General features: G+C 46.2%; 14 protein-coding genes. 2 read left to right on the top strand and 12 right to left on the bottom strand.

The window, feature by feature from the left end; translation table 11 throughout:
- Positions 1–805: 805 nt before the first annotated feature.
- The 5 genes from QUB26_RS06610 to treZ all read right to left on the bottom strand — a co-directional run bounded on the left by QUB26_RS06610 (position 806) and on the right by treZ (position 8958).
- Positions 806–1318 carry a DUF4112 domain-containing protein gene (locus QUB26_RS06610; protein ID WP_333317204.1) on the bottom strand — a complete coding sequence of 171 codons (513 nt, stop codon included), beginning with the start codon at positions 1316–1318 and terminating at the stop codon, positions 806–808.
- A gap of 198 nt (positions 1319–1516) precedes the next feature.
- Positions 1517–3433, bottom strand: coding sequence for a molecular chaperone DnaK (gene dnaK / locus QUB26_RS06605; RefSeq protein ID WP_333238357.1), 1917 nt, complete (start codon positions 3431–3433; stop codon positions 1517–1519).
- A gap of 220 nt (positions 3434–3653) precedes the next feature.
- Entirely contained in the window at positions 3654–3848 is a 195-nt protein-coding gene (locus QUB26_RS06600) for a hypothetical protein (RefSeq protein WP_333238355.1), read from the bottom strand.
- Between the two features lie 257 nt (positions 3849–4105).
- Positions 4106–6901 carry a malto-oligosyltrehalose synthase gene (gene treY, locus QUB26_RS06595; protein ID WP_333238531.1) on the bottom strand — a complete coding sequence of 932 codons (2796 nt, stop codon included), beginning with the start codon at positions 6899–6901 and terminating at the stop codon, positions 4106–4108.
- Between the two features lie 233 nt (positions 6902–7134).
- Positions 7135–8958: a malto-oligosyltrehalose trehalohydrolase gene (treZ, locus tag QUB26_RS06590; RefSeq protein WP_333317202.1), complete on the bottom strand. Its 1824-nt coding sequence runs from the start codon at positions 8956–8958 to the stop codon at positions 7135–7137.
- 316 nt (positions 8959–9274) lie between these two features.
- Here treZ and QUB26_RS06585 point away from each other — a divergent pair, with 316 nt between their 5' ends.
- A complete protein-coding gene (locus tag QUB26_RS06585; protein WP_333317200.1) occupies positions 9275–11335 on the top strand; it encodes an amylo-alpha-1,6-glucosidase in 2061 nt (686 codons plus the stop codon).
- 35 nt (positions 11336–11370) lie between these two features.
- On the top strand, positions 11371–12411 hold the full coding sequence (locus tag QUB26_RS06580; protein ID WP_333317198.1) for a glucokinase: 1041 nt from the start codon (positions 11371–11373) through the stop codon (positions 12409–12411).
- A 151-nt stretch (positions 12412–12562) separates the two neighbouring features.
- On the opposite strand, the gene QUB26_RS06575 is transcribed toward QUB26_RS06580, so the two are convergent.
- The 7 genes from QUB26_RS06575 to QUB26_RS06545 form a co-directional block, all read right to left on the bottom strand.
- Positions 12563–14206, bottom strand: a complete 1644-nt coding sequence (locus tag QUB26_RS06575) for a tetratricopeptide repeat protein (RefSeq protein ID WP_333317196.1) — start codon at positions 14204–14206, stop codon at positions 12563–12565.
- Between the two features lie 199 nt (positions 14207–14405).
- Positions 14406–14891 (bottom strand): hypothetical protein, encoded by a 486-nt coding sequence (locus tag QUB26_RS06570; protein WP_333080424.1) that lies wholly within the window; start codon positions 14889–14891, stop codon positions 14406–14408.
- An 84-nt stretch (positions 14892–14975) separates the two neighbouring features.
- Positions 14976–15425, bottom strand: coding sequence for an EVE domain-containing protein (locus tag QUB26_RS06565; protein ID WP_333317194.1), 450 nt, complete (start codon positions 15423–15425; stop codon positions 14976–14978).
- The gene (locus tag QUB26_RS06560; RefSeq protein WP_333317192.1) at positions 15422–17782 is read right to left on the bottom strand and encodes an FHA domain-containing protein; all 2361 of its coding nucleotides are present in this window, start codon (positions 17780–17782) and stop codon (positions 15422–15424) included. Before QUB26_RS06560 ends, QUB26_RS06565 begins: the two co-directional genes overlap by 4 nt.
- A gap of 77 nt (positions 17783–17859) precedes the next feature.
- Positions 17860–19692, bottom strand: coding sequence for an ABC-ATPase domain-containing protein (locus tag QUB26_RS06555; protein WP_333238343.1), 1833 nt, complete (start codon positions 19690–19692; stop codon positions 17860–17862).
- A 169-nt stretch (positions 19693–19861) separates the two neighbouring features.
- The gene (locus tag QUB26_RS06550) at positions 19862–20899 is read right to left on the bottom strand and encodes a M28 family peptidase (RefSeq protein ID WP_333317190.1); all 1038 of its coding nucleotides are present in this window, start codon (positions 20897–20899) and stop codon (positions 19862–19864) included.
- 359 nt (positions 20900–21258) lie between these two features.
- A complete protein-coding gene (locus tag QUB26_RS06545; RefSeq protein ID WP_333317188.1) occupies positions 21259–21837 on the bottom strand; it encodes a hypothetical protein in 579 nt (192 codons plus the stop codon).
- Positions 21838–22113 lie beyond the last annotated feature (276 nt).

The following is a 22113-nucleotide window of genomic DNA, read 5'->3' as shown; positions in this document are numbered from 1 at the left end:
AAAGAATTGACTTGCGCGAGATAAATGCTCTTTCTTGAGGATTTTCGATTTTCGATTTGGGATTGATTCCACGGATAGATCACGTGGCGGGTACCACCTTTGAAATTCCTGGTCAATCGATTTTAGATTTTCGATTTTCGATTAAAGAATTGACTTGCGCGAGATAAATGCTCTTTCTTGAGGATTTTCGATTTTCGATTTGGGATTGATTCCACGGATAAATCACGTGGCGGGTACCACCTTTGAAATTCCTGGTCACTACCTAGTTTCAAAGAAAATTGATGTTTGGAAACATAGTTAATAACTTTTGTCAATACCCTTAAGATATACTTTTCAATATCCAGAGTGAATTTTATTGTGGAACAGGCATCTTGCTTGTTCTTGAGAATGGTGCAATATCTCAGATTTCTGCCACATATATCTTCTTGGTAAGAGGATCAGAACTTTTATTGGTAGGGGTTGGTTGAATTTTTCAACCCTGACACATTTTAGTATTTATTTATTGAAGATTGATTGCAGCCACTGTTTTTTTTGTAGCTAACACTCCTATTATTTTTCCCAAGTATTGCAGTAAAAAAGTGTGGGGTTTGTTTCCACTCGCCCCGTTTGTAATGTACGGATATGTGAGATTTTATATCTTTGTTGAGGCATAAAAAAAGCAACGCACCTACGGGTAGTTCAACCCAGATGTTTTTCCCTGCCCGTAATCCTCATCCAAGATGATTTTCAAGGAATAATTTGCCCGATTATATGCTATCAATTAGGACACAAAGAAAGGGATTTATCTTTAGCCTCCAACCAAAGATTAACGTCCTGTAATTACTTGAAATAGCCACGCGAAAAGCATCACACTCAAGAAAATTACACCTCCGACAATTAAAATCAAACCCAATAACAGCGCCACCACAAATAGCCAATCGGCTTTTTTGCCTTGTTCAGGGGAACCTAAATGAGCATCCAGCAATTCTATATTTTTGACATTAGCTTTCCAAGCAACATCCAACAAATCTCCGGCTACCGGTACAGTACCAGCAACTGTATCAAATACGATATTAGCTGCCATTTTTACTAAAGTCTCTTGAGGCACTCCCATTTGAGCGGATTTGAAGACAACATAGCCTGCAAAAATTGAAGTGATTACATCGCCGCCGCCCGGTATAAGTCCCAATATCGGATCGAGTCCGATGCGGTATTTTGTGCCGGGAATCGGAATGGCGTTGTCTAGTAAATGGCTGATCCGGCGGAGTCGGCGCAAGGATGCAATATGAGATTGGCTGGGAGTATTTGGGGAGGAATTTTGTATAGGAGAACGTGACATTTAATGGCTCTCGATTGCGATATTACTGCTAGTTTATGATATTTGTTGAAGCATATTCTAGTTTTGTCTCTATGCCTCAAGCAAGATTTTTAGTGATTTTAGTCGATCGACTTTGGTTTGTTTTTGAATGAACAGAAACCCGGTTTCTGTTCAAAACCGGGTTTCTTGCTTCTAGCTGGGGGCTTTTAATTTAGCCTGTTATTTGTTGCCTTCTGTGAAGTCGGCGTCAATCACGTCGTCGCCGCCGCCAGTGGGGCCACCGTCTCCATAGCCACCAGGGCCACCAGGGCCACCAGGGCCGTCAGTTGGGCCGCCTGCTTGCTGGTACAGGTTGCTGCTGACAGCGTAGAATGCTTGCTGCAACTCTGTTGTCAGTGTCTTGATGCGATCGTCATCTTCACTCTCGATCGCGGATCGCAAGTCTTTAAGCAACCCTTCAATCTTAGTTTTGTCATCAGCGGGAACTTTATCGCCCAATTCTGCCAACTGCTTCTCGATTTGATAGGCTTGAGAATCAGCTTGGTTTTTGCGATCGATTCTTTCGCGACGTTCCTTGTCAGCAGAAGCATTCGATTCGGCTTCCCTCACCATGCGATCGACTTCATTGCTGGGCAAAGTAGAAGCACCAGTAATGCTAATCGATTGCTCCTTGCCAGTACCTTTATCCTTAGCAGCTACATTCAAAATACCGTTAGCATCGATATCGAAAGTAACTTCAATTTGAGGTACGCCACGGGGGGCTGGAGGAACTCCATCTAAGCGGAATGTTCCCAAATCCTTGTTATCATTTGCCATTTCCCGTTCGCCTTGCAAAACGTGAATTTCCACGTTTGTTTGGCCGTCTACAGCAGTCGAGAAAGTTTCCGACTTCTTGGTAGGAATAGTTGTGTTGCGGGGAATGATTTTGGTCATCACGCCACCCAAGGTTTCGACGCCTAGAGACAGCGGAGTAACGTCGAGCAACAAGATGTCTTTGACTTCGCCGGAGAGTACGCCGGCTTGAATTGCTGCACCGACTGCGACCACTTCGTCCGGGTTTACCGTTTGGTTGGGGTCTTTGCCAAGGAGTTTTTTGACCAGTTCTTGCACCGCAGGAATGCGCGTAGAACCACCAACTAAGACGACTTCATTAATTGCAGATTTGTCTAATTTGGCGTCGCGGATCGCATTTTCTACGGGGATGCGGGAGCGATCGATCAAATCGGAACAGAGTTCTTCAAACTTGCCCCGCGTCAAAGTCGTGTCCAAGTGTTTTGGCCCGTCTTGAGTCGCGGTAATAAACGGCAGGTTGATTTCTGCTTGGGTAACGCTCGAAAGCTCAATCTTGGCTTTTTCGGCTGCTTCCGTCAGGCGTTGCAGGGCTTGTTTGTCTTTGCGGAGGTCAATTCCTTCGGCTCTTTGGAATTCATTAGCGATGAAATCAACAATTTTTTTGTCGAAGTCGTCACCGCCGAGGTGAGTGTCTCCAGAAGTTGCTAGCACTTCAAATACGCCGTCGCCTACTTCGAGAATAGATACGTCGAAAGTACCGCCACCTAAGTCAAATACGAGGATGGTTTCGTTGCTCTTTTTATCTAACCCGTAAGCTAAAGCTGCTGCTGTAGGTTCGTTAATAATCCGCAGCACTTCTATACCGGCAATTTTTCCTGCGTCTTTCGTAGCTTGGCGCTGGGAGTCGTTGAAGTAAGCGGGAACAGTAATTACCGCTTGGGTAACAGTTTCGCCGAGGTATTTGCTGGCGTCTTCTACGAGTTTCCGAAGAACTTGTGCAGAAATTTCTTCTGGGGCAAATTGCTTGCCGCGGGCGGGACAGTCTAGTTTGAGGCTGTTGCCGACTTTGAGAACTTTGTAGGAAACTTCAGTGGTTTCGTGGGTTACTTCATCAACCCTACGCCCGATAAACCGTTTTACTGAGTAAAAGGTGTTTTCGGCGTTCATCACGGCTTGACGCTTGGCGATTTGTCCGACAAGTTGATCGCCATTTTTAGCATATGCTACTACGGAAGGTGTGGTGCGACCCCCTTCGGCGTTGGCTATGACGGTGGGTTTGCCGCCTTCCATAACTGCGACGCAGGAGTTTGTCGTACCTAAGTCAATTCCAACTACTTTTCCCATAGGGGTGTTCCGGCTCCAATCTCTACAAAATTTTGGTTTTCTATCTGTGTGATAGTCTGGTTATTCAGGACTGCGATTTCACCTGTGGGGGGTGTACGGATAGTGAGTCCTGCTTTAATACAGTCTTAGATAGGTGCTTATCTCTATACTGCGGGTGGTTAGACCAGGCGATGAAGGCGTGTTTACCGAACCTTTTGGGGGACGGTTGCATTCATGAGGTTTACACCGCTACAGTTGTTGACTGCTTTTCTTTACTCTTCCTAATGTACGGTGTGCGATCGATTCGGGTATTGTGGCAAACCGTATACGTTGTGTTGTGTTTGCCGTCTTTGTTGTATAAATTTTGTTTGGTTGGTAGGGGCGATCGGTTTTTTGGCTTGCAATCAGGTTTAATATCATTTCCGGTAACACTCATACATGATGTTGACTGTTGACGGTTGACTGTTGACGCCGTGAACAGTCAACAGTCAACAGTCAACAGTGAACTCGAATTTACTATTCCGATGCTAACGGATTTGATATAACATCAATTCTGAAAAGGGACACGGCAATGCCCTGTCCCTACCCGTTTACTTCCAGGCTGTGCCTGGGAAGGAATATTTATTGAGGGAGAGCCTCAAGTCCGCCTCTTGGGAATTTCGGAAAATTCTTGAATTTTCCAGCTTTTCATTGCTATTTTTTACCGATCAGCAGAGCTGCCGGAAAGTAACTCAGAGCGTCACCAATTGCCAAAGTACCGTTACTTTCTACCGCCTGATTTGTAATTGCATCTTTCCAAACCGACGGCATTTCCTCGGATAATTTCAAATTAGTATCTTTCCAGACTTGTTTGCCGATCGGCATTTCTTCAGGTTTGACAATTCCCGTCAAAAACCGGGGAGCAATGACAATAACGGTAGTCTCTCCAAAGCTTCTGGCAAAGGCAACAACATTATCTTTAAACGTGCCAACTGCTTCCAGGGGCAGATAATCGCCCGATTGAAAAACTTGCAAGTATTTTTTTCTCGCTTCTAGCGCTCTTGCCGTCAAAAACAACTTAATTCTCGCGTCTTCTCGCGTCGCAATCAAATCTTCAACCAGTTGCAAAATATCCGTCTGAGCTTGCTCTTTAATTTCCCGCAAAACCTCGATTCGGCGCTCAAAATCAACGGGACGGCGGTTATCGGGATCGACGTGGCTTAAATCCCAGAATTCCGTCCCTTGATAAATGTCGGGAACGCCTGGAGCCGTGATTTTCAGCAGCGTTTGAGATAAAGAATTGAAAATTCCGTAATTAGCTACTTTTTTACAGAAAGGTGTAAATTTGTTGATAAATTGATTTTGTTCCGAAGGTTCGAGAAGGCTATCGACAAAGGTCATAAAACCAGCTTCGTAGTCGTTATCCGGTCTCAGCCAAGCCGTATAAACTTTTGCTTCACGGACTGCTTTAATCACATAATCTTTCAGGCGATCGACATAATCAGTGTTTTCAATTCCCTCAAATGGAAAACTGCCGAGCAGAGTTTGGTACAGGAAGTATTCGTCATTAGTATCTGGAACCATCCGATTCACAAAGTTGACTTTCTTAGAAGAGTTTACCTCTCTCCAAGACCTGACTTGCTGTTCCCATTCATCGGGAATTTCTGACAAAACGTTAAGTCTGGCTCGCACATCTTCGCCACGTTTGGTATCGTGGGTAGCTGTCGCATTCATTTTGTGTGGCCAAGCTGCTTGCTGCTGTTGGTTGAACTCGTGAAAATCTCCCAGGGACACGCCGAACTGACTGGGATTTCCTCCCACTTCGTTGAGCGATAAAAGTCGATAGTAGACGTATAAAAGCGTGTCTTCCACGCCTTTTGCCATTAATGGGCCTGTCAACTGCTGGAGTTTCATTACAAAGTGCCGGCGCTGCTCTTTTTGTTCGGGTGTTAGGGTTTCTTCTTCTTCCAGTAACAGCACCGTTTCGATAAATTTAAGTTCCTTGAGGAGTCTGGGTGCTTGTTCTTTGGCATGGGCGATCGCATATTTTACGTAAGTGCGATCGGACTCTCTCAAACCGTCTTGATTGATGTAAGTTCGGTAGACTGGAAAAATTGTCAAAACAGCCGCCAATGCTTTTTCCAAACCGGGACGAGTAAAGTCATTTCCCTGTCTCGATTGACCGGAAATATTCTTCAAAAGTTGAGCTAGATTGTCTACGTCTCCCGCCAAGTTTTTCTCAACAATCAGCCCTTTTTTATCTAAAAACAACTGTTCGTAGGGAACGGTAAAGCGAGTAAATCTCTGATATATTTCGGTAAATTGCTGCTCGCGATCGCACCGACAAAAAACGCCGTTTACGTAGTTCAAAAAGTCGTAGCCGCTAGTTCCCTCAATCGGCCAATATGAGGGCAAATCTTCTTCGTGTTCCAGAATTTTTTCAACAGTAATATAAGTGTCTCCGACTTTCTCTCGGAGGCGTTTCAAATATTCTGTGGGGTCGTAAAGTCCATCGATGTGGTCGATTCTCAATCCAGTAAACTTTCCCTCATCAACCATGTCGAAGATCAGAGCGTGGTTTTTATGAAAAACTTTAATCTCTTCAACTTTTACCGAAATAAGTTCGTTGACCGTAAAAAACCTTCGGTAATTAATTTCCTCTGCCCCCACTTTCCAGAAAGACAGACGGTAAAACTGCTCGGAAAGCAATTCGTCTAGCAAATTAAAGCTTTCGGAATTTCCCTTTTCTCCGTTAAAAACTTTGATATTTTCATCGATAAATTCCTGTACAAGGGGATTTTGATTGTAGAGTTCCCACAGCAGTCCTTTGACAAAAGCTATCTGATCGTATCTGGTTTTACCTTTAGTTTCTGAAGGTGTATTTTTAATTAAATAAAGAATTCCTAAAAACTTGATAAAATCTGGATGGCGTCTGCCTAATTCTCTAGCTAAATGCCCCAAGTTATGACTGATGAATTTAGCATAAGATTCAATTCTTACTGGCAATTGTAAGCTATAATAATTGATGGTTAGCCCAATTTCGCTGTATTTGAGTTGAATCTCGCCATTTTCCAGACACTCTCCATAAAAATTGCCCAGCAGCGGAGCCAGCACTCGACCCCTGAGATGTTCGTAAGCGTGATTCCATTCAATATCGAAGTAATCGAAATAGTCGGAATCTGGCCCGTGTTCCAATACGTCTAACAGCAGCAAATTTTGAGTGTCATAAGCCATGTGGTTCGGAACAATATCTTGCAACCATCCCATGTTCCGTTTCTTGATTTCGTATGTGAGGGCTTCAAAATTTTCTGATGTTCCCAAATCGGGATTGAGCTGATTTGAGTCAACGACATCGTATCCGTGAGAGCTGCCTTTTCTGGCTTTAAATATTGGTGAAGCGTAAAGGTCGGTAATTCCTAAATCTTCCAGATAGCTAAGGATTTGTTTGGCGGCTTCAAAGTTAAAACCTCCATGAAATTGAATCCGATAAGTTGTTGTGGGAATTCTCATCATGTTAATTTTACTCCGGGTTTTTTAGGGTTTTCTCTTTTAATGTATGAGGCAGAGCCTCCTCTACTGCATTCCCGGCCCGAGGCTGGGAATGAGAGAGGCTCTGCCTCCCGTTTCTTGTGGGACTAGATTCCGCGACAGAGGCTGAGAACTACATAGGTTCTGCCTCCTGTTGCTTGTTCCTAGGCTCTGCCTGGGAACGCCTGTATTGGAGGCTCTGCCTCCCGTTTTAATTACTCTAATTCATAGAGTGCGAAACTCTGCGGTTTAACGGTCAATTTTTGCTCTGAAGTTATCTTTTCAGGCAAGCTAGAACCTGAACCCATCCATTTTTCATCAGCAGAGTCTAAAATTTTGTGACCGTTGCCTTGGGGCAGTGTAGCCGTAAAAGTGACATCTTGCGTGTTGAAGTTTAGAATGCAGAATATCTGGCTGTCATCTGTCCAGCGACGTAGAAATAAGATTTTTTCCGCTTCAGTGCTGGACACTTCTAGACTGTTTTTGTCGAGTTTTTTAAGGGCTGGTATTGTCCGCCGTAGTTGAATCAAATGTTGATGCCATTCCCAAAGGATTTTGTGTTTGCCTTCGGTTTGTTTTTCCCAGTTTAGCTTACACTTATCGAAAGTCTCAGGACTCTGGGGGTCGTGAAACTCGCCTCGGTCTTCAAAGGCTTTAAATTCTTGTTGTTTGTCTTTGCGGATAGCTTCAATTAAATTTTCGTCCGAGTGGGAAACGAAGTAAAAAAACGGTGCTTCTTCTCCGTATTCTTCTCCCATAAAAAAGAAGGGAATGTAGGGAGAAATTAAGACAGTGCCTGCTGCGAGTTTCAATGCTTCAAAATCAACTATTTTGGATAGTCGGTCTCCCAAAATGCGGTTGCCGATTTGGTCGTGGGTTTGGGCAAACACCACAAATTTATGACCAGGTTCATCCTTGACAGAATTGCCGTGTCTCCGCTTCCTGTGGGGGGCGTACTGGCCGGAGTAAACAAAGCTTTCTTTGAAGGCTTTTTCTAAGTGTTCGCACTTGCCGTAATCTTGGTAGTATCGGTCGTCTTCTCCGGTGAGCAAGGCGTGCAGTGCGTGGTGGAAATCATCGCACCATTGGGCGTCTAATCCGAAGCCCCCCAGTTCTTTGGGACGTATAGTGCGGACATCGTTTAAGTCACTTTCGGCTATTAAGTAAAGTTGCCGTCCTAGTTCTTGGGAAATATCGGCTGTGGCATCGGAGAGTTCTTGTAAAAAAGGTCTGGCACCTACTTCAAATATTGCTTGAATTGCATCTAATCTCATGGCATCGATGTGATAGTCTCGAAACCAGTAGAGGGCGTTTTCAATAAAGTAGTTACGCACGCCGTCGCTGTAGGCGTCGTCGAAGTTGAGGGGATCTCCCCAAATTGAGCCGTATTTGGATGTAAAGTAGGGGCCGAATTGACTGAGGTAGTTGCCTTCGGGGCCGAGGTGGTTGTAAACTACATCGAGAATTACTGAAATGCCGTGTTCGTGGCAGGCGTTGACGAGTGTTTTGAAGCCTTCGGGGCCGCCGTAGGAGTTTTGAACTGCGTAGGGATATACGCCGTCATATCCCCAGTTTCGCTCGCCGGGAAATTGGGCTACTGGCATTATTTCTATGGCGTTGATTCCCAAGTCTTTAAGTTGTTTTAGCTTGGGAATTATTGCTTCAAATGTTCCGGCTTGGGTGAATGTGCCGACGTGCAGTTCGTAAATAATCATTTCGGCTAGCGGCACGCCTTGCCAATTTGTGTCAGTCCAAGTAAAAATATTTTGATCTATTACTTGCGACGGAGCGTGTACGCCTTGGGGTTGATATTTTGAGGCTGGGTCTGGTCGCTCGGTTTTTCCTTCGATTTGGTAAGTGTAAAGGGTTCCTGGTTCGATGTCTGTAGCTGTGGTTTGCCAATAACCTTCTGCCGATTGTTCCAGAGGTATCAGGCGTTTTTTTGGGGAAACAATTTGGACTGCGATTTGTTTGAGGGTGGGCGCCCAAACGGTAAATTCACATTGGTTATTGCCGAGGTAATTTGCTCCTATCTTCACTTTGAGCCGTTCTCCTTATAAAATAGGTTGGTAGTTCGATCGCCCGACGCGCTATCAAATGCTTGCCCTTAACGTTCAGCGCCTGTTTAGACGGTAATATTACTTAATATAACAAACAACTAACTTTAGACAGAGGCATCAAAGGCTAAAATTGTATATGGGGCAAAAGTAGCGGTTAGTTATGTCTAAATTAGAGCATGAATCGGCCCGGGGGCGATCGCCAAATTAACGATCTGGAATCGTTAATATTTCTGGTTGATATCATGTCGAAAATCTACCTAAAGGTAGGTAAAAAATCAGCGCGAGTGTGTGTTTTATGGTTATGGCTTTTGGACGGGAAATCTGCTGCAATCTTGACTCGGCGGAGTCTCGGGAGTGGTTGGTCACAAACGGGATCGGCGGTTACGCTAGCGGGACGATCGCAAATCTCCTCACACGCCGCTATCACGGCTTGCTGGTAGCCGCCCTCAAACCCCCGCTGGGACGCACTTTGATGCTCGCCAAGCTGGACGAGACGGCTGTGTATCACGATCGCGCCTATCCGCTTTATACAAACCGCTGGGCCGACGCGACGATCGAACCCCACGGCTACAACTACATCGAAAGCTTTCACCTAGAAGGCACGACGCCTGTTTGGAGGTTTGCTCTCGGCGACGCTATCCTGGAAAAGCGGATTTGGATGCAGCAAGGTGCTAACACAACATATATTCAATACCGCTTGCACCGCGCCTCACAACCGATCGCCCTCGCTGTCAAAGCCCTAGTCAACTACCGCGACTACCACCACACAACGAGCGCCGGCGACTGGCAGATGAGCCTAGAAACCTTGGAACGCGGCGTTTGCGTGACGGCATTTCCCAAGGCTGCACCCCTGTACCTGCTGACAGATGCCACAGCAGAGGCCACATTTCGAGTCTCTGCGCCCTTATACAATTGGCATTACGGATTGGATCTAGCAGCCGAAAAGCGCCGCGGATTGGATTGCTGCGAGGATCACTTGCAGGCGGCGACTTTTCACATGACGATCGCACCGGGAACTTCTCTCACATTGATAGCGAGCACGGAGAAAAACCCGCAATTCAACGGGGATGCAGCTTTAGAATCGCGCCGCACTTATGAGGGAGAAGTGCTGGAAAAATGGTCAAAAGCGAGCAAATCTCCCGACTGGATCAATCACTTAGTGCTAGCCGCCGACCAATTTATCGTCAGCCGCCCGCTAGCGGAGGAAACCGAAGGCAAAACGATCATCGCCGGATATCCCTGGTTCAGCGACTGGGGGCGCGACACGACGATCGCCCTACCCGGTCTCACAATCTGTACCGGGCGATGGGAAATTGCGCGATCGATTTTGCGGACATTTGCGCGGTATGTCGATCGGGGGATGCTGCCGAACCGCTTCCCGGATGCGGGCGGCGAACCGGAATACAACACCGCAGACGCCACGCTGTGGTACTTTGAGGCAATCCGCGCTTATATCGACGCCACGGGAGACGACGAACTTTTGACCGAACTCTGGCCGGTGTTATGTGAGATTGTTGACTGGCACATACAGGGAACTCGGTATAACATCCGCGTCGATCCCGATGACGGTTTAGTCTACGCGGGCGAAACCGGCGTGCAACTGACTTGGATGGACGCGAAAATCGAGGATTGGGTGGTGACGCCTCGGATTGGTAAGCCGATCGAACTCAGCGCGCTTTGGTACAATGCTATACAAGCTATGGCAAGTTTTGCTCGAAAATTGGGCAAGCCTCACAATGAATACCAGCAATTGGGCGATCGAACAGCCGCCGGATTTCCTCGCTTCTGGAACGCCTCAACCGGTTACTGTTACGACATTCTCGACGGCCCCGACGGAAACGATAGTTCCCTGCGGCCCAACCAAATATTCGCCGTATCCCTGCCCCTAGACTCGATTCCTCCTCACTCCGCCAACTCCTTGTCAGCGGGGATGCGCCAGGAAACCCGCTATACACCGTTACTGACGCCCATCCAGCAGCGCGGCGTGGTGGATGCCTGCGCTGAAGGGCTTCTGACTTCTGTCGGCCTCCGCAGCCTCTCGCCACAGCACCCGCAGTATCGCGGCGTATACGGAGGCGACCAATTGCAGCGCGACAGCGCCTACCACCAGGGCACAGTTTGGGGCTGGCTGATTGGCCCGTTTGTCTTGGCGCACTTGCACGTATACAAAGACCCAGCACAAGCTCGCGAATTCCTAGAACCGATGGCACATCATATAATGGCCGACGGAGTTGGCAGTCTGAGCGAAATTTTTGAGGGCGACGCCCCCCACTCGCCGCGGGGCTGCACGGCTCAAGCTTGGACTGTGGCTGAGGTGCTGCGGGCTTGGTTGGCAATTAATACTGTGGGTGTTTAAATGGGGAATGTTATCTTTGGTGGAAAAAGAGATTTATGGCATTATTATTAGCGGGCGATATTGGCGGAACTAAGACAATTTTGCGCTTAGTGGAAAGGACTGTTAACGGTGAAATGAACGCTCTTTACGAGTTTCGCTATCCGAGCGGGGAGTTTCCCGATTTAGTACCAATGGTGCAGCAGTTTTTGACGGAAGCTGCTACGAAATTGGATTTTGCGCCATTGCCTGAAAAAGCTTGTTTTGCGATCGCAGGTCCGGTGGTAAACAACACTGCAAAACTGACTAATTTGCCTTGGAGGCTGGAGGCCAAGCGTCTGGAACAGGAATTAGGAATATCACACGTTAGTTTAATTAATGATTTTGTCGCGGTTGGCTACGGCGTGTGGGCTTTGGACGATCGAGATTTGCACACTTTGCAAGTTGGAAAACCCCGCGAACACGATCCAATTGCTGTGATTGGTGCGGGTACTGGTTTGGGAAATTGTTTTGGAATTCCCGAAGCAAATGGCATCAGGGTTTTTTCTTCGGAAGGGGGACACGGTGACTTTGCTCCTCGCTCGGAGTTGGAGTTTGAATTGCTGAAATATTTGTTAGCAAAACACGACATTCAAAGAATATCGATCGAGCGTGTGGTTTCGGGACTAGGGATTGTTTCAATTTACCAGTTTTTGCGGGACAGAAAGTTTGCTCCTGAATCGCCGGAGATAGGGGAAGTTATCAAAAAATGGGAGTCAGAAATCGGTAAAACTGAAAAGAGTGTCGATCCGGGAGCGACAATTGCACAGGCGGCACTCAAAAAGTGCGATCGGCTTTCGGAACAAACCATGCAAATGTTTGTAGAAGCTTACGGTGCGGTGGCCGGAAATCTGGCTGTGACACTGTTACCTTACGGCGGTTTGTACGTAGCTGGCGGCATCGCTGCTAAAATTTTGCCGCTGATTCAAGAAGGGGGTTTTATGCGAGCGTTTACGCACAAAGGCCGGATGGATTCGCTCTTAGAAATGATGCCAGTTCGATTGGTTTTGAATCCCAATGTAGGGTTAATTGGGGCGGCTGTTTGTGCGGCCGGTCTTTAGGAGAATGTAGGGGCGGTGCCCCCGTGCCCGCCCCTGATCGATCGGGGCAACCACGGGGGGATTGCCCCTACAAAATTACAAAAATAATTTAGGCTTGCTATATAGGAACTGCCAAGACGGTTAGGACATTCTCAATCGCTGAAACCTAAAATTACTTCCCTTCCAGTTCTTTCAGCTTCCGCTGGGTCAACTCCTTCACCTGCGGATCTTGAGCGACGGCTAAAGCTTGGCGATAGCTTTCAATTGCTTTTACTTTGTCGCCTTTGAGTTCATAAGCAAGGCCGCGATTGTAGAAGGCGTCTGCATCTTTAGGATTGAGTAGAAGGGCTTGATTGAAATCGGCAATGGCGCGATCGTATTCCTTTTTATAGTTGTAAGCAATGCCGCGATTATAGAAGGCTTCTGCGTATTTAGGATTGAGTAGAAGGGCTTGATTGAAATCGGCAATGGCGCGATCGTATTCCTTTTTATTGCCGTAAGCAATGCCGCGATTGTTGAAGAATTCTGCGTATTTAGGATTGAGTAGAAGGGCTTGAGTGTAATCGGCAATGGCGCGATTGTATTCCTTTTTATCGTAGTAAGCAATGCCGCGCTTGTTGAAGGCTTCTGCGTATTTAGGATTGAGTAGAAGGGCTTGAGTGTAATCGGCAATGGCGCGATCGTATTCCTTTTTATCGTAGTAAGCAATGCCGCGATTGTTGAAAAATTCTGCATCTTTAGGATTGAGTAGAAGGGTTTGATTGTAATCGGCAATGGCGCGATCGTATTCCTTTTTATAGTAGTAAGCATTGCCGCGATTGTTGAAGGCTTCTGCGTATTTAGGATTGAGTAGAAGGGCTTGAGTGTAATCGGCAATGGCGCGATCGTATTCCCCTTTATTGCTGTAAGCAATGCCGCGATTGTTGAAGGCTTCTGCATCTTTAGGATTGAGTAGAAGGGCTTGAGTGTAATCGGCAATGGCGCGATCGTATTCCCCTTTATTGCCGTAAGTAAGGCCGCGGTTGTAGAAGGGTGCTGCATATTTAGGATTGAGTTTTAGGGCTTGAGTGTAATCGGCAATGGCGCGATCGTACTCCCTTTTATTGCTGTAAGCATTGCCGCGATTGTTGAAGGCTTCTGCATATTTAGGATTGAGTAGAAGGGCTTGATTGGAATCGGCAATGGCGCGCTCGTATTCCCCTTTCTTGCCGTAAGCACTGCCGCGATTGTTGAAGGCTTCTGCATATTTAGGATTGAGTAGGAGGGCTTGATTGTAATCGGCAATGGCGCGATCGTATTCCTTTTGATTGTCGTAAGTATGGCCGCGATAGAAATAAATAGTGGCTGGGTCAAGTGCAGCTTCTTTATTTGGTTTAGCCACTGAAAGTGCTACCGTTAGTTGTTTAATAGCATTATCCCAATCATCCGCTGCATAAGCAGACACCCCCAATGTCACCAACGTTAAATATTTCAGTTCCTCCGCTAAATTGACTTGTATCTCAAAACTTTCTAGCGCAGCCACCGCCATGTAGCGAGGTTTTCCCTGCACTTGCTTACCTACATCGAGATAATCCTTTGCTGCTGAAAGAATCTCAAAATTCACGCTGACTGCTGCTTTCTGCTGCGTCTTGCCATACCAACCCCAAATCACAATATCCGCATTTTTATTCTTGCCCAATTCCCGCGCTTTATCTTTGCCTTCCTGCTGACTAATCGCTTGTTTGAGGGGCAGAATTTTCACGGTTGGGTAATTTTTAGTTGCATCCTGCAAGTTCTGTAAAATCGTTTCTGTGACGCGATATTTTTCCGCATCCACCCATCAAACTCCGCGAACAGAACCGTTACAGTTTGGGTTTTTTGTTTGCACTGTTGTATCAGACATAGAGGTGATAACTGAGGTTGTAGAAAATGCAAACCTATACCGCCACCACCGAGACTCAATAACCCTCCGATCGCCCCTGCAAATAGCCAAAGCTTTGTTAGCCTTTGCGGCTTCTCCTGCGATTCGGGGGGCGTTACTTTTTTAGTTTGTCTGCAAAGTTACAAAACGTGGGAAATACCCGCCGCAACAATCCTGCCGTATCCAACTCCATCTCATAGGAAATCAATCCCGGCAATAACGGAATCGCTGCTTTGAGTTTTCCCGCCGCCGGAATTCCCGGCTTACTCAACTCCGCTTTGATTTCCTGTAACACCGTCATCAATTCAGCATTCCTCTGAACCGCAGGTTCAATCTCCAGAAACTCCACTTCCCGCACCAATTGACTCGCAACTATTTCCGCATCCGCTTCGGGAATCGTCAATCCGGCAATTTCCGCCCGCCAGCGCTGCCAATAGTCTCGTTCAACGCTACCGAGTTCTTTTTTCAGTTTATCAATTCCCTGCTGAAGCCGTACCTTTTGCGCGTCTTCAGCCAACCGTTTCGCTGTTTCCTGGCCAGCGAGTTGATCGTAATAACCTTTCACTTCAGATTGCAGGTGGGACAGGCGATCGCTAATCATCCAAAACTCCAAATAATATAATCACTTTAAATCTCTTATTCTCACTATACGGATCGACACCCGGATCTTTTTTCCTCTTTTCTCCTACTTCATCTTCAAAATCTTCTCAGCAGCACTTTCAGATACCGGCATCACCGATAACCGATTGCCTTTCCTCACCACCAAAATCTCATCAGCACTAAACTTTTGTTTAAGTTCATCTAAAGATATTAACATAGCAAATTCCTCAACAAACTCAACTCTCACAGTTTGCCAACGAGGAGCATCAAACGGCGACTTAGGATCATAATATTCGCTATTAATATCGAACTGACTCGGGTCAGCAATCCCTGTTTCCACCACGCGCACTAACCCGACAATACCCGGTATTTTAGTATTAGAATGGTAAAAAAATACTAAATCTCCCCGACTCATTTCTCGCATAAAATTGCGCGCTTGATAGTTGCGAACGCCATCCCAAATAGAAGTGCGATCGCCCTTCAAGTCCGCAATACTATAAACATCCGGTTCCGACTTCATCAGCCAATAATTCATAAAATATCCTTCCGCTTCTGCAACCACAGAGTCAACATCAAATAAACGAAAATATGCACGCACAAAATACCCCAATTTAAACTCAAATTCTCCCAGGTTGGATCGTAAACAGGAGTAGGCTCAAAGGGCTGAGGAAGCGTACTCCCATCGGGTAATGTAGTAGGCGCGGGAACCATCCCATTCACATTAACTAAAGAGCCGTAAGCACCGACAGACCAGCGGCTTAACATCAGCCAAGAAAATGTGCTCGCCGCACCTTCCATCTTAAACAAAACTCCCGAAAAAATAATCTGAGGCAGCAATAATAGAGGCAAAGCGCTGTTAGCTTGAGAGCTATTTTTAACAATCGCGGAAACGACTAATCCAAGGCTTATGCAGCTCAGCAAAGTTAGGAATGTGGTAATACTTGCTCCCACAGGCCAGGAAATAAAACTAGGTTCGGGGGATTTAAAAGCAATCAGAATAACTCCTACCATTAACAGTGTTTGCAAAACTGCCAAACCAGAAAGTATAAAAATTTTTGAACCTAAATAAGCAAACAATCCTAAATTGACCAAACGTTCGCGCAGATAAATAGCAGATTCTTTAACAATTTCTTGCAGAGAAGTTGCCAGTCCTACCCAAATAGCCGCACAGGTAAATACAAATAAAACTCGCAACGCCAAAGGTGCTAAAGTTGCCTCCGGTGCGCCAATTAACGGGTCTTTATCTCTGACGGCTAGCCGCAGTAAACTAATGCCGATCGGCGCTGTTAAAAGAGCTAAACTCAAGTTAACTAAGTCGCGGGAAACGAGTTGAAAATATCGCTGGGCAAGCAAAACGAGTTGTTTTACAAAAGATTGAGATTTTGGTACAGAAGGTGCAGAAGGCGTTTTTGCATTAGCCTGGCTTCTGCTGAAGTGGTTGACAATATAGCGCTGATAGTAGGGAGATTTATTAAACTTTTCTGCCCAGCTTTGAACGTTGGTTTCTCCTGTTTCTAATTCGTTGTAAATGTCTGCAAAATCGCCCGTTTTGACCTCGAAAAAATCGAGCGCTTCCCTAGGCGGGCCGAAGTAACAAAGGCGTCCGCCGCGACCCATAAAAACAATACGATCGCACATCGTGATATTTGCCGTCGCGTGAGTCACCAGAATCACCGTCCGGCCTTGATTTGCCAACTTTCGCAGCAGTTGCATCATCTTCTTATCCAAACCCGGATCGAGTCCTGAAGTCGGTTCGTCTAAAAAGAAAAGTTTCGGGTCTGCTAACAGTTCAACTCCGATGCTGACCCGCTTCCGCTGTCCGCCGCTAAGCTGTTTTACCAAAGCCTTGCGACGGTGAATCATTTCAATATCTTCTAAAGTTTTGGCGACTACCTGCTTGACATCTGTATCGGGAGGTAAGCGCAATTTAGCTGCATAACTCAACACTTCTTCTACTGTCAAATCTGCGTGCACAATATCATCTTGAGGCACATAACCGATTTGATTGCGGTAAATATTGAAGTTTTGGCGCAGGTTGTCGCCATTGAGAAACACCGCGCCGTTAGTAGTTTTTTCGATGCCTAAAAGTGTCCGCATTAAAGTAGATTTGCCAGCGCCGCTACCGCCGACTAAAGCCACAAACTGCCCCGGTTCGATCGCCAAAGTGATGTTATCCAAACGCTTCGGAATCACCAGACTGTCAGCATCCAAACGAATTTGATGGCCAGAGTCTTGCATCTGCAACTCACCGCTGCGGTAAGTTAGAGTAAACGGGCCGATCCGAATTGCATCTCCCTCGGACAACTGTACAGAATTTGTCACTCGCTGACCGTTAACAAAAACCCCGTTAACGCTGTAGTCTCGCAAAATATAATTGCCGCGACTGTCTTGGTCGATTGTGGCGTGGCGTCTAGAAACAAGCGGCGCATCTAATTGCAGCGAAGCGTTTGGATCGCGGCCCAACAAAACCGACCGATTCTTAAGAAGAATTGACTGCTTGCTATGGACAGCAACCTGATTCGCCAGCGGATTAAAATAACTCAGCAAAACTTGATTTTGAGGATCGAGACCGATTTTAATTTCTGTACCGTCTTTCAGACAATAACCGTCATTGGGAGTGATGCGAGTGCGATCGACAAATAAGCCATTAGTGCTCGGCCGCTGCCCGTCACCATCGTAAATCCAGTAATTATCCCCAATTTGGCGCAAAACAGCGTGAACGCCGGAAACTGCGCGCCAGGGTTCGGGAATGGCTAAATCAGCACGAGTGCGATCGCGCCCCAATACGTGCTGCTGCTGTTTTAACTCTAACTGTAAAATTTCCCCTTGATTGCTTAATACTATATAAGGTCGATCGCTTAAAGCAGTCAGTTGTCCTATATTGCCTGTCATACTTCAATCGCGGTTTTTGCACTCACTTTTGTCAGCATATCAAAAGTAGGACAACAATACACTTATATTAAGAAAATCTACTTAGCAACAACCGACAAACTGCGAAGCCGATTAATTGCCGCCGCCAATTCAAAGCGTCGAAACATGGCAAAATCCCCTTCAGAAAAAGGCGATAAAATATCCATCCCCTGCGCGTCAATATCTGCCATCACCAAATCTATGATTTCCGACAAAGTGCGTTTTCCGTCCATGTATTGCTGCTTAGCATAAACCATTGCCGCAGCGATCGCCCTTAACTGTCCGCTGTCCACAATTTGCTCAACAGCGCCCAAATCAATCTCCTCAGTTCCGAAAGCCAATTCATCAACATCCCGCACCTTCACCCGCACATCTCGCCGTCCCCGACTCGGATCTAAACTAGCAGGAATCGGCACTCTTTGAGTAATCTGACCAAAATTTTCTCCCCCTTCAGCAGCGCGGCTAGTCGAGTATTTTTTAGCAATTTTTTTAGCTTTTTCCGTCACATTATATGCTTGAAAGTTATCCAGTGAAATCACAGTATCTGCCACCTCAAAATAATCGCCACTTCCGCCCATGACTAAAATAGTCGATACGCCATAATCTGCATACAATTGTCTTACTTTATCAATAAACGGCGTAATCGGTTCCTTATCCTTAGCGATGAGTTCCTGCATTCGGCGATCGCGAATCATAAAATTCGTCGCCGCCGTATCCTCATCAACTAATAAAACAGGCACTAAATCCTCTTGACAAGAAGCGACTAATTCCAACGCCTCAATAATATTAGCAGCTTGCGACGTGCTGCCGCTCGCATTTTCTGTATAAAATTGTGCAGTATCTCTACCTTGCGGCAAGTGGTTAATAAAAGGCGAAATATCAACTCCCGCCACACTTCTTCCATCTTCCGCCCTAATTTTAACCGCCGCCGGATTAGTCACCACAAATTCCCGACCATCTTCTGGAATTCGGTTGTAAACTCCTAACTCGATCGCCCTGAGTAAAGTTGATTTGCCGTGATAGCCGCCCCCAACAATCAAAGTAATGCCAGCGGGAATACCCATACCGGAAATCAAACCGCGATTCGGACAATTAAACTCAACTTTTAATGACGGCGGCGACTGAAAAGCCACCGCATTATTTAACAAAGGACTGTTGTCAACACCGCTGCGGCGGGGTAAAATAGAACCGTCAGCAACAAACGCAACTAATCCGTTTTCAGCTAACTGCTGCCGCAGCCAGTCAGCATCTTCTACAGTTTCAACGTGACGGCGACATTCCGCAGCATTTAAGTTAGCATACTTCAGAGAATTGCTGACAATTTGCGGAATATCTTCGCACAGCATTTCAGCAGCTTGTCGCCCTAAAATACTGCGCCCGCCCGCTGGAAGTCCGACGGCAAATCGCAGTTCTACCCCCCCTAATTCCCCCCCTTGGTAAGGGGGGGATATAGAGATTTTTGCCCCCCCTTGGTAAGGGGGGGATATAGAGATTTTTGCCCCCCCTTGATAAGGGGGGGTTGGGGGGGTAATAAATGCGGAAGTTCGCTCTAAAACTTCTTGTCCGAACCGAGTCACTGCAATCATACCGCTTTTGCCAGTGCCGCGTTTGCTGCTGATGCTGTGTGCTGCTTTGTCAAACTGGCGAGTTAGGTAATCTCGCAAGGCTATTTCTCGACTGCGAGAGTTGAAAAGTTCGCGGGGAATTTGAGCAATGTTGGGGGGAACTATGACTCTAAATTTACTGGGAGAAGCAAAGGGATCTCCCTGCACGTAATCAATAATTAATGTGAATTCCGAAAAATCGTAGTTACCTTGAATGTCTTTGTATGCTTTGTAGCCTCGATTATCTAGTTGCAGTAAATGCCGTTGCAGGCTTTCTTTGTTAGTCATTTGTTATTTGTTATTGGTTATTAGTTATTAGTTATTTACCTAGTTCCTAGGCTCTGCCTAGGAACCGATGCCCAGAGGCTCTGCCTCGCTTGCTTGGCGTGGGAAAATTGGAGGCAGAGCCTCCCGATATGCGTTACCAGGCAGAGCCTGGTAACGAGTAGATTACCAATTACCTAATTTCCAATAATTTAGCGGTGGCATTAACAACAATTTGAGCAGAACCGGCGAAAAAAGGTCGATCGATAGTTGCTAATGTATCGCTAGATTGGTGATAATGTGGCGATCGCAAATTTGCAGTATCCGTCACCAACACAGCACCAATTCCTTTATACCAGAAAGGCGCGTGGTCGCTCCGCAAAACATCGGGAGTCAGCAACCCTTTCAGGGGAACCGGCAGCGCCACCACAGGCGGCAAATCGGCTTTTCCCGACTCCGCAAAACTTTTCAATAGCAGCGGATGTTCCGCATCCCCAATCACAGCGATAAACTCGCCTTTATCGGGAGAAGTTACCCCCGATGCTTCTAGAAAAGGTTGCGCTGTCAATCCTTCGGGATATTGCTGGCATCCGGGCGTGCGGCAGGCATAACCTACCATATCTAGGACGATCGCACCCTGCAAATTTTTTAACCGCGCGTCGTTACCTGTAAATGCTAAACTGCCTAAAAGTCCGAGTTCTTCCCTGTCGAAAAATGCTACTTGCAATGTCCGAGGCGTGGGGCGAGAACCCAGCAATCTTGCTACTTCTAAAACTACTGCAACTCCCGTCGCATTGTCGTCAGCGCCGGGGGAGTTTGGTACAGTATCGTAGTGTGCTGCAACTAAAATTGCCCCGGCGTTTGAGTCAGTGCCTTTTCTTTCGGCAAAGACGTTAATTCCGCGATCGAACGGCTGCAACTCTGCGGAAAATCCTAATGTTTGCAGTTGTTGGGAAATGTAGTCTCTAGTAAAAGATCGAGAGCCTTCTTCATCGCGTTCTCCTGCTAAACTATCGACGTGTTTCCACAACCGAGACGGGTCAATTTGGGGCAGATAAACTGCATTTTTTTCAGCAGGAAGCGGTAAGGGAGACGGGTTTTGGGAAGTGTGGATATTGCGATCGATTCCCACTTCTGGTACAGCCGACAACCGCTGCCACGAGTCAGAACCCCAGCCGACAGCCGTCACCGCAACCAGAATAAATAGCGCTATCCAAATCAATTGTTTCATTAGTAAGTCTATTTGAGATTTTAGACAGGGCTTACGCATTCCTCGCTCTCATCAATCGGGTTTTTTAGCGGAAGCCAGGGCTGCAACAAAGTCTTTTCGTAAAACCCGGTTGATGCGTCCAGAACTGTTATATTTGAGATTTTAGATTTTAGATTGACACCAGAGTTGAAAATAAACCTGTTTCAAAAAATGAAACTCAAAAATCTGAAAATTCACTGCGCCAGAGGCAGTGTTGTATTTTTTATCTAAAAAAGCAGGTAAAAGCCTTGCGATGTTGCCGTCGAATCTGTCTTGCTTATTGGAGCATTCGACGGCGACATTTACATCACTAATTTACCTTTAAAATTGACAATTCTAAACTACTTTTTTTCCCACTCAATCTCCTTATTCTCCAAGATTAACCCGCTGCTGCTGGGAACAGCGTAAGGAATAGTTGTTGCCGAAAATTTGACTATTTGAGTTGGTTGTTGAAACCACTCGGAATAACTAGGATTTAGTTGGTCGTACAGTGCTTTCAAAGCTTGGATTTCTGCCTGTAGCTGCGCTGCTGCTTGATTGATTCTGCGAGCTTGTGTTTGCAAGCGCTTTTCCCCGGTTTGAACTTTGTTTTCTAGTTCTTGCCAGTGCTCTCCGGCCACCAATTTTTCTAGTTCACCTTGCTTGTAATTGAGTAAAGCCTGTTTTTGTTGCAGTTGCTTTTCAATATTTTTAGTCTCTCGGTCAATTTCCTGGATTTGCTGCAACCACTGCTCCCCAAAAGCAGCAGTTTGCTGGTGGAACTCGGCAATGGCTTCAGGAGTATTATTTTTGGGAAAACTGACTGCCACTCGGCACTCTGAGCGCTCTACGCCAAGTTTTTCCCGCGACTCTTGCAGGGCGGTAAGTTCTGCTTGCAGCGCGCGGACTTCTTTTTGGAGTTCTGGGATGGTCTGACTCATGGGTTCAATTAGTGGACCTCTGCATAGATTTTAAGCTAATTGTTTATTTTTCTAACAAATCCCGATCGCCTCCTTGCGGGAATTATCTAATTTTAGCGCGCTCTCACCCGGTGTCTAGGCAGAATGGCGGATAATTTGTGGCACAATGGCTGATGACACATTTTAAATTAAGATTAAAATTGTAATTAGTTATAAAGCTAAGTTATTACCTGGCTAAAATTTAATTTACAAATCCACATGAATTAATGGTGGCTGGGTTTTCCTATGGCAGAGAAA

This window comes from Microcoleus sp. B4-C1, from assembly GCF_036705285.1.
GTDB lineage: Bacteria > Cyanobacteriota > Cyanobacteriia > Cyanobacteriales > Microcoleaceae > Microcoleus.
This window is presented reverse-complemented; position numbering and strand designations above follow the sequence as displayed.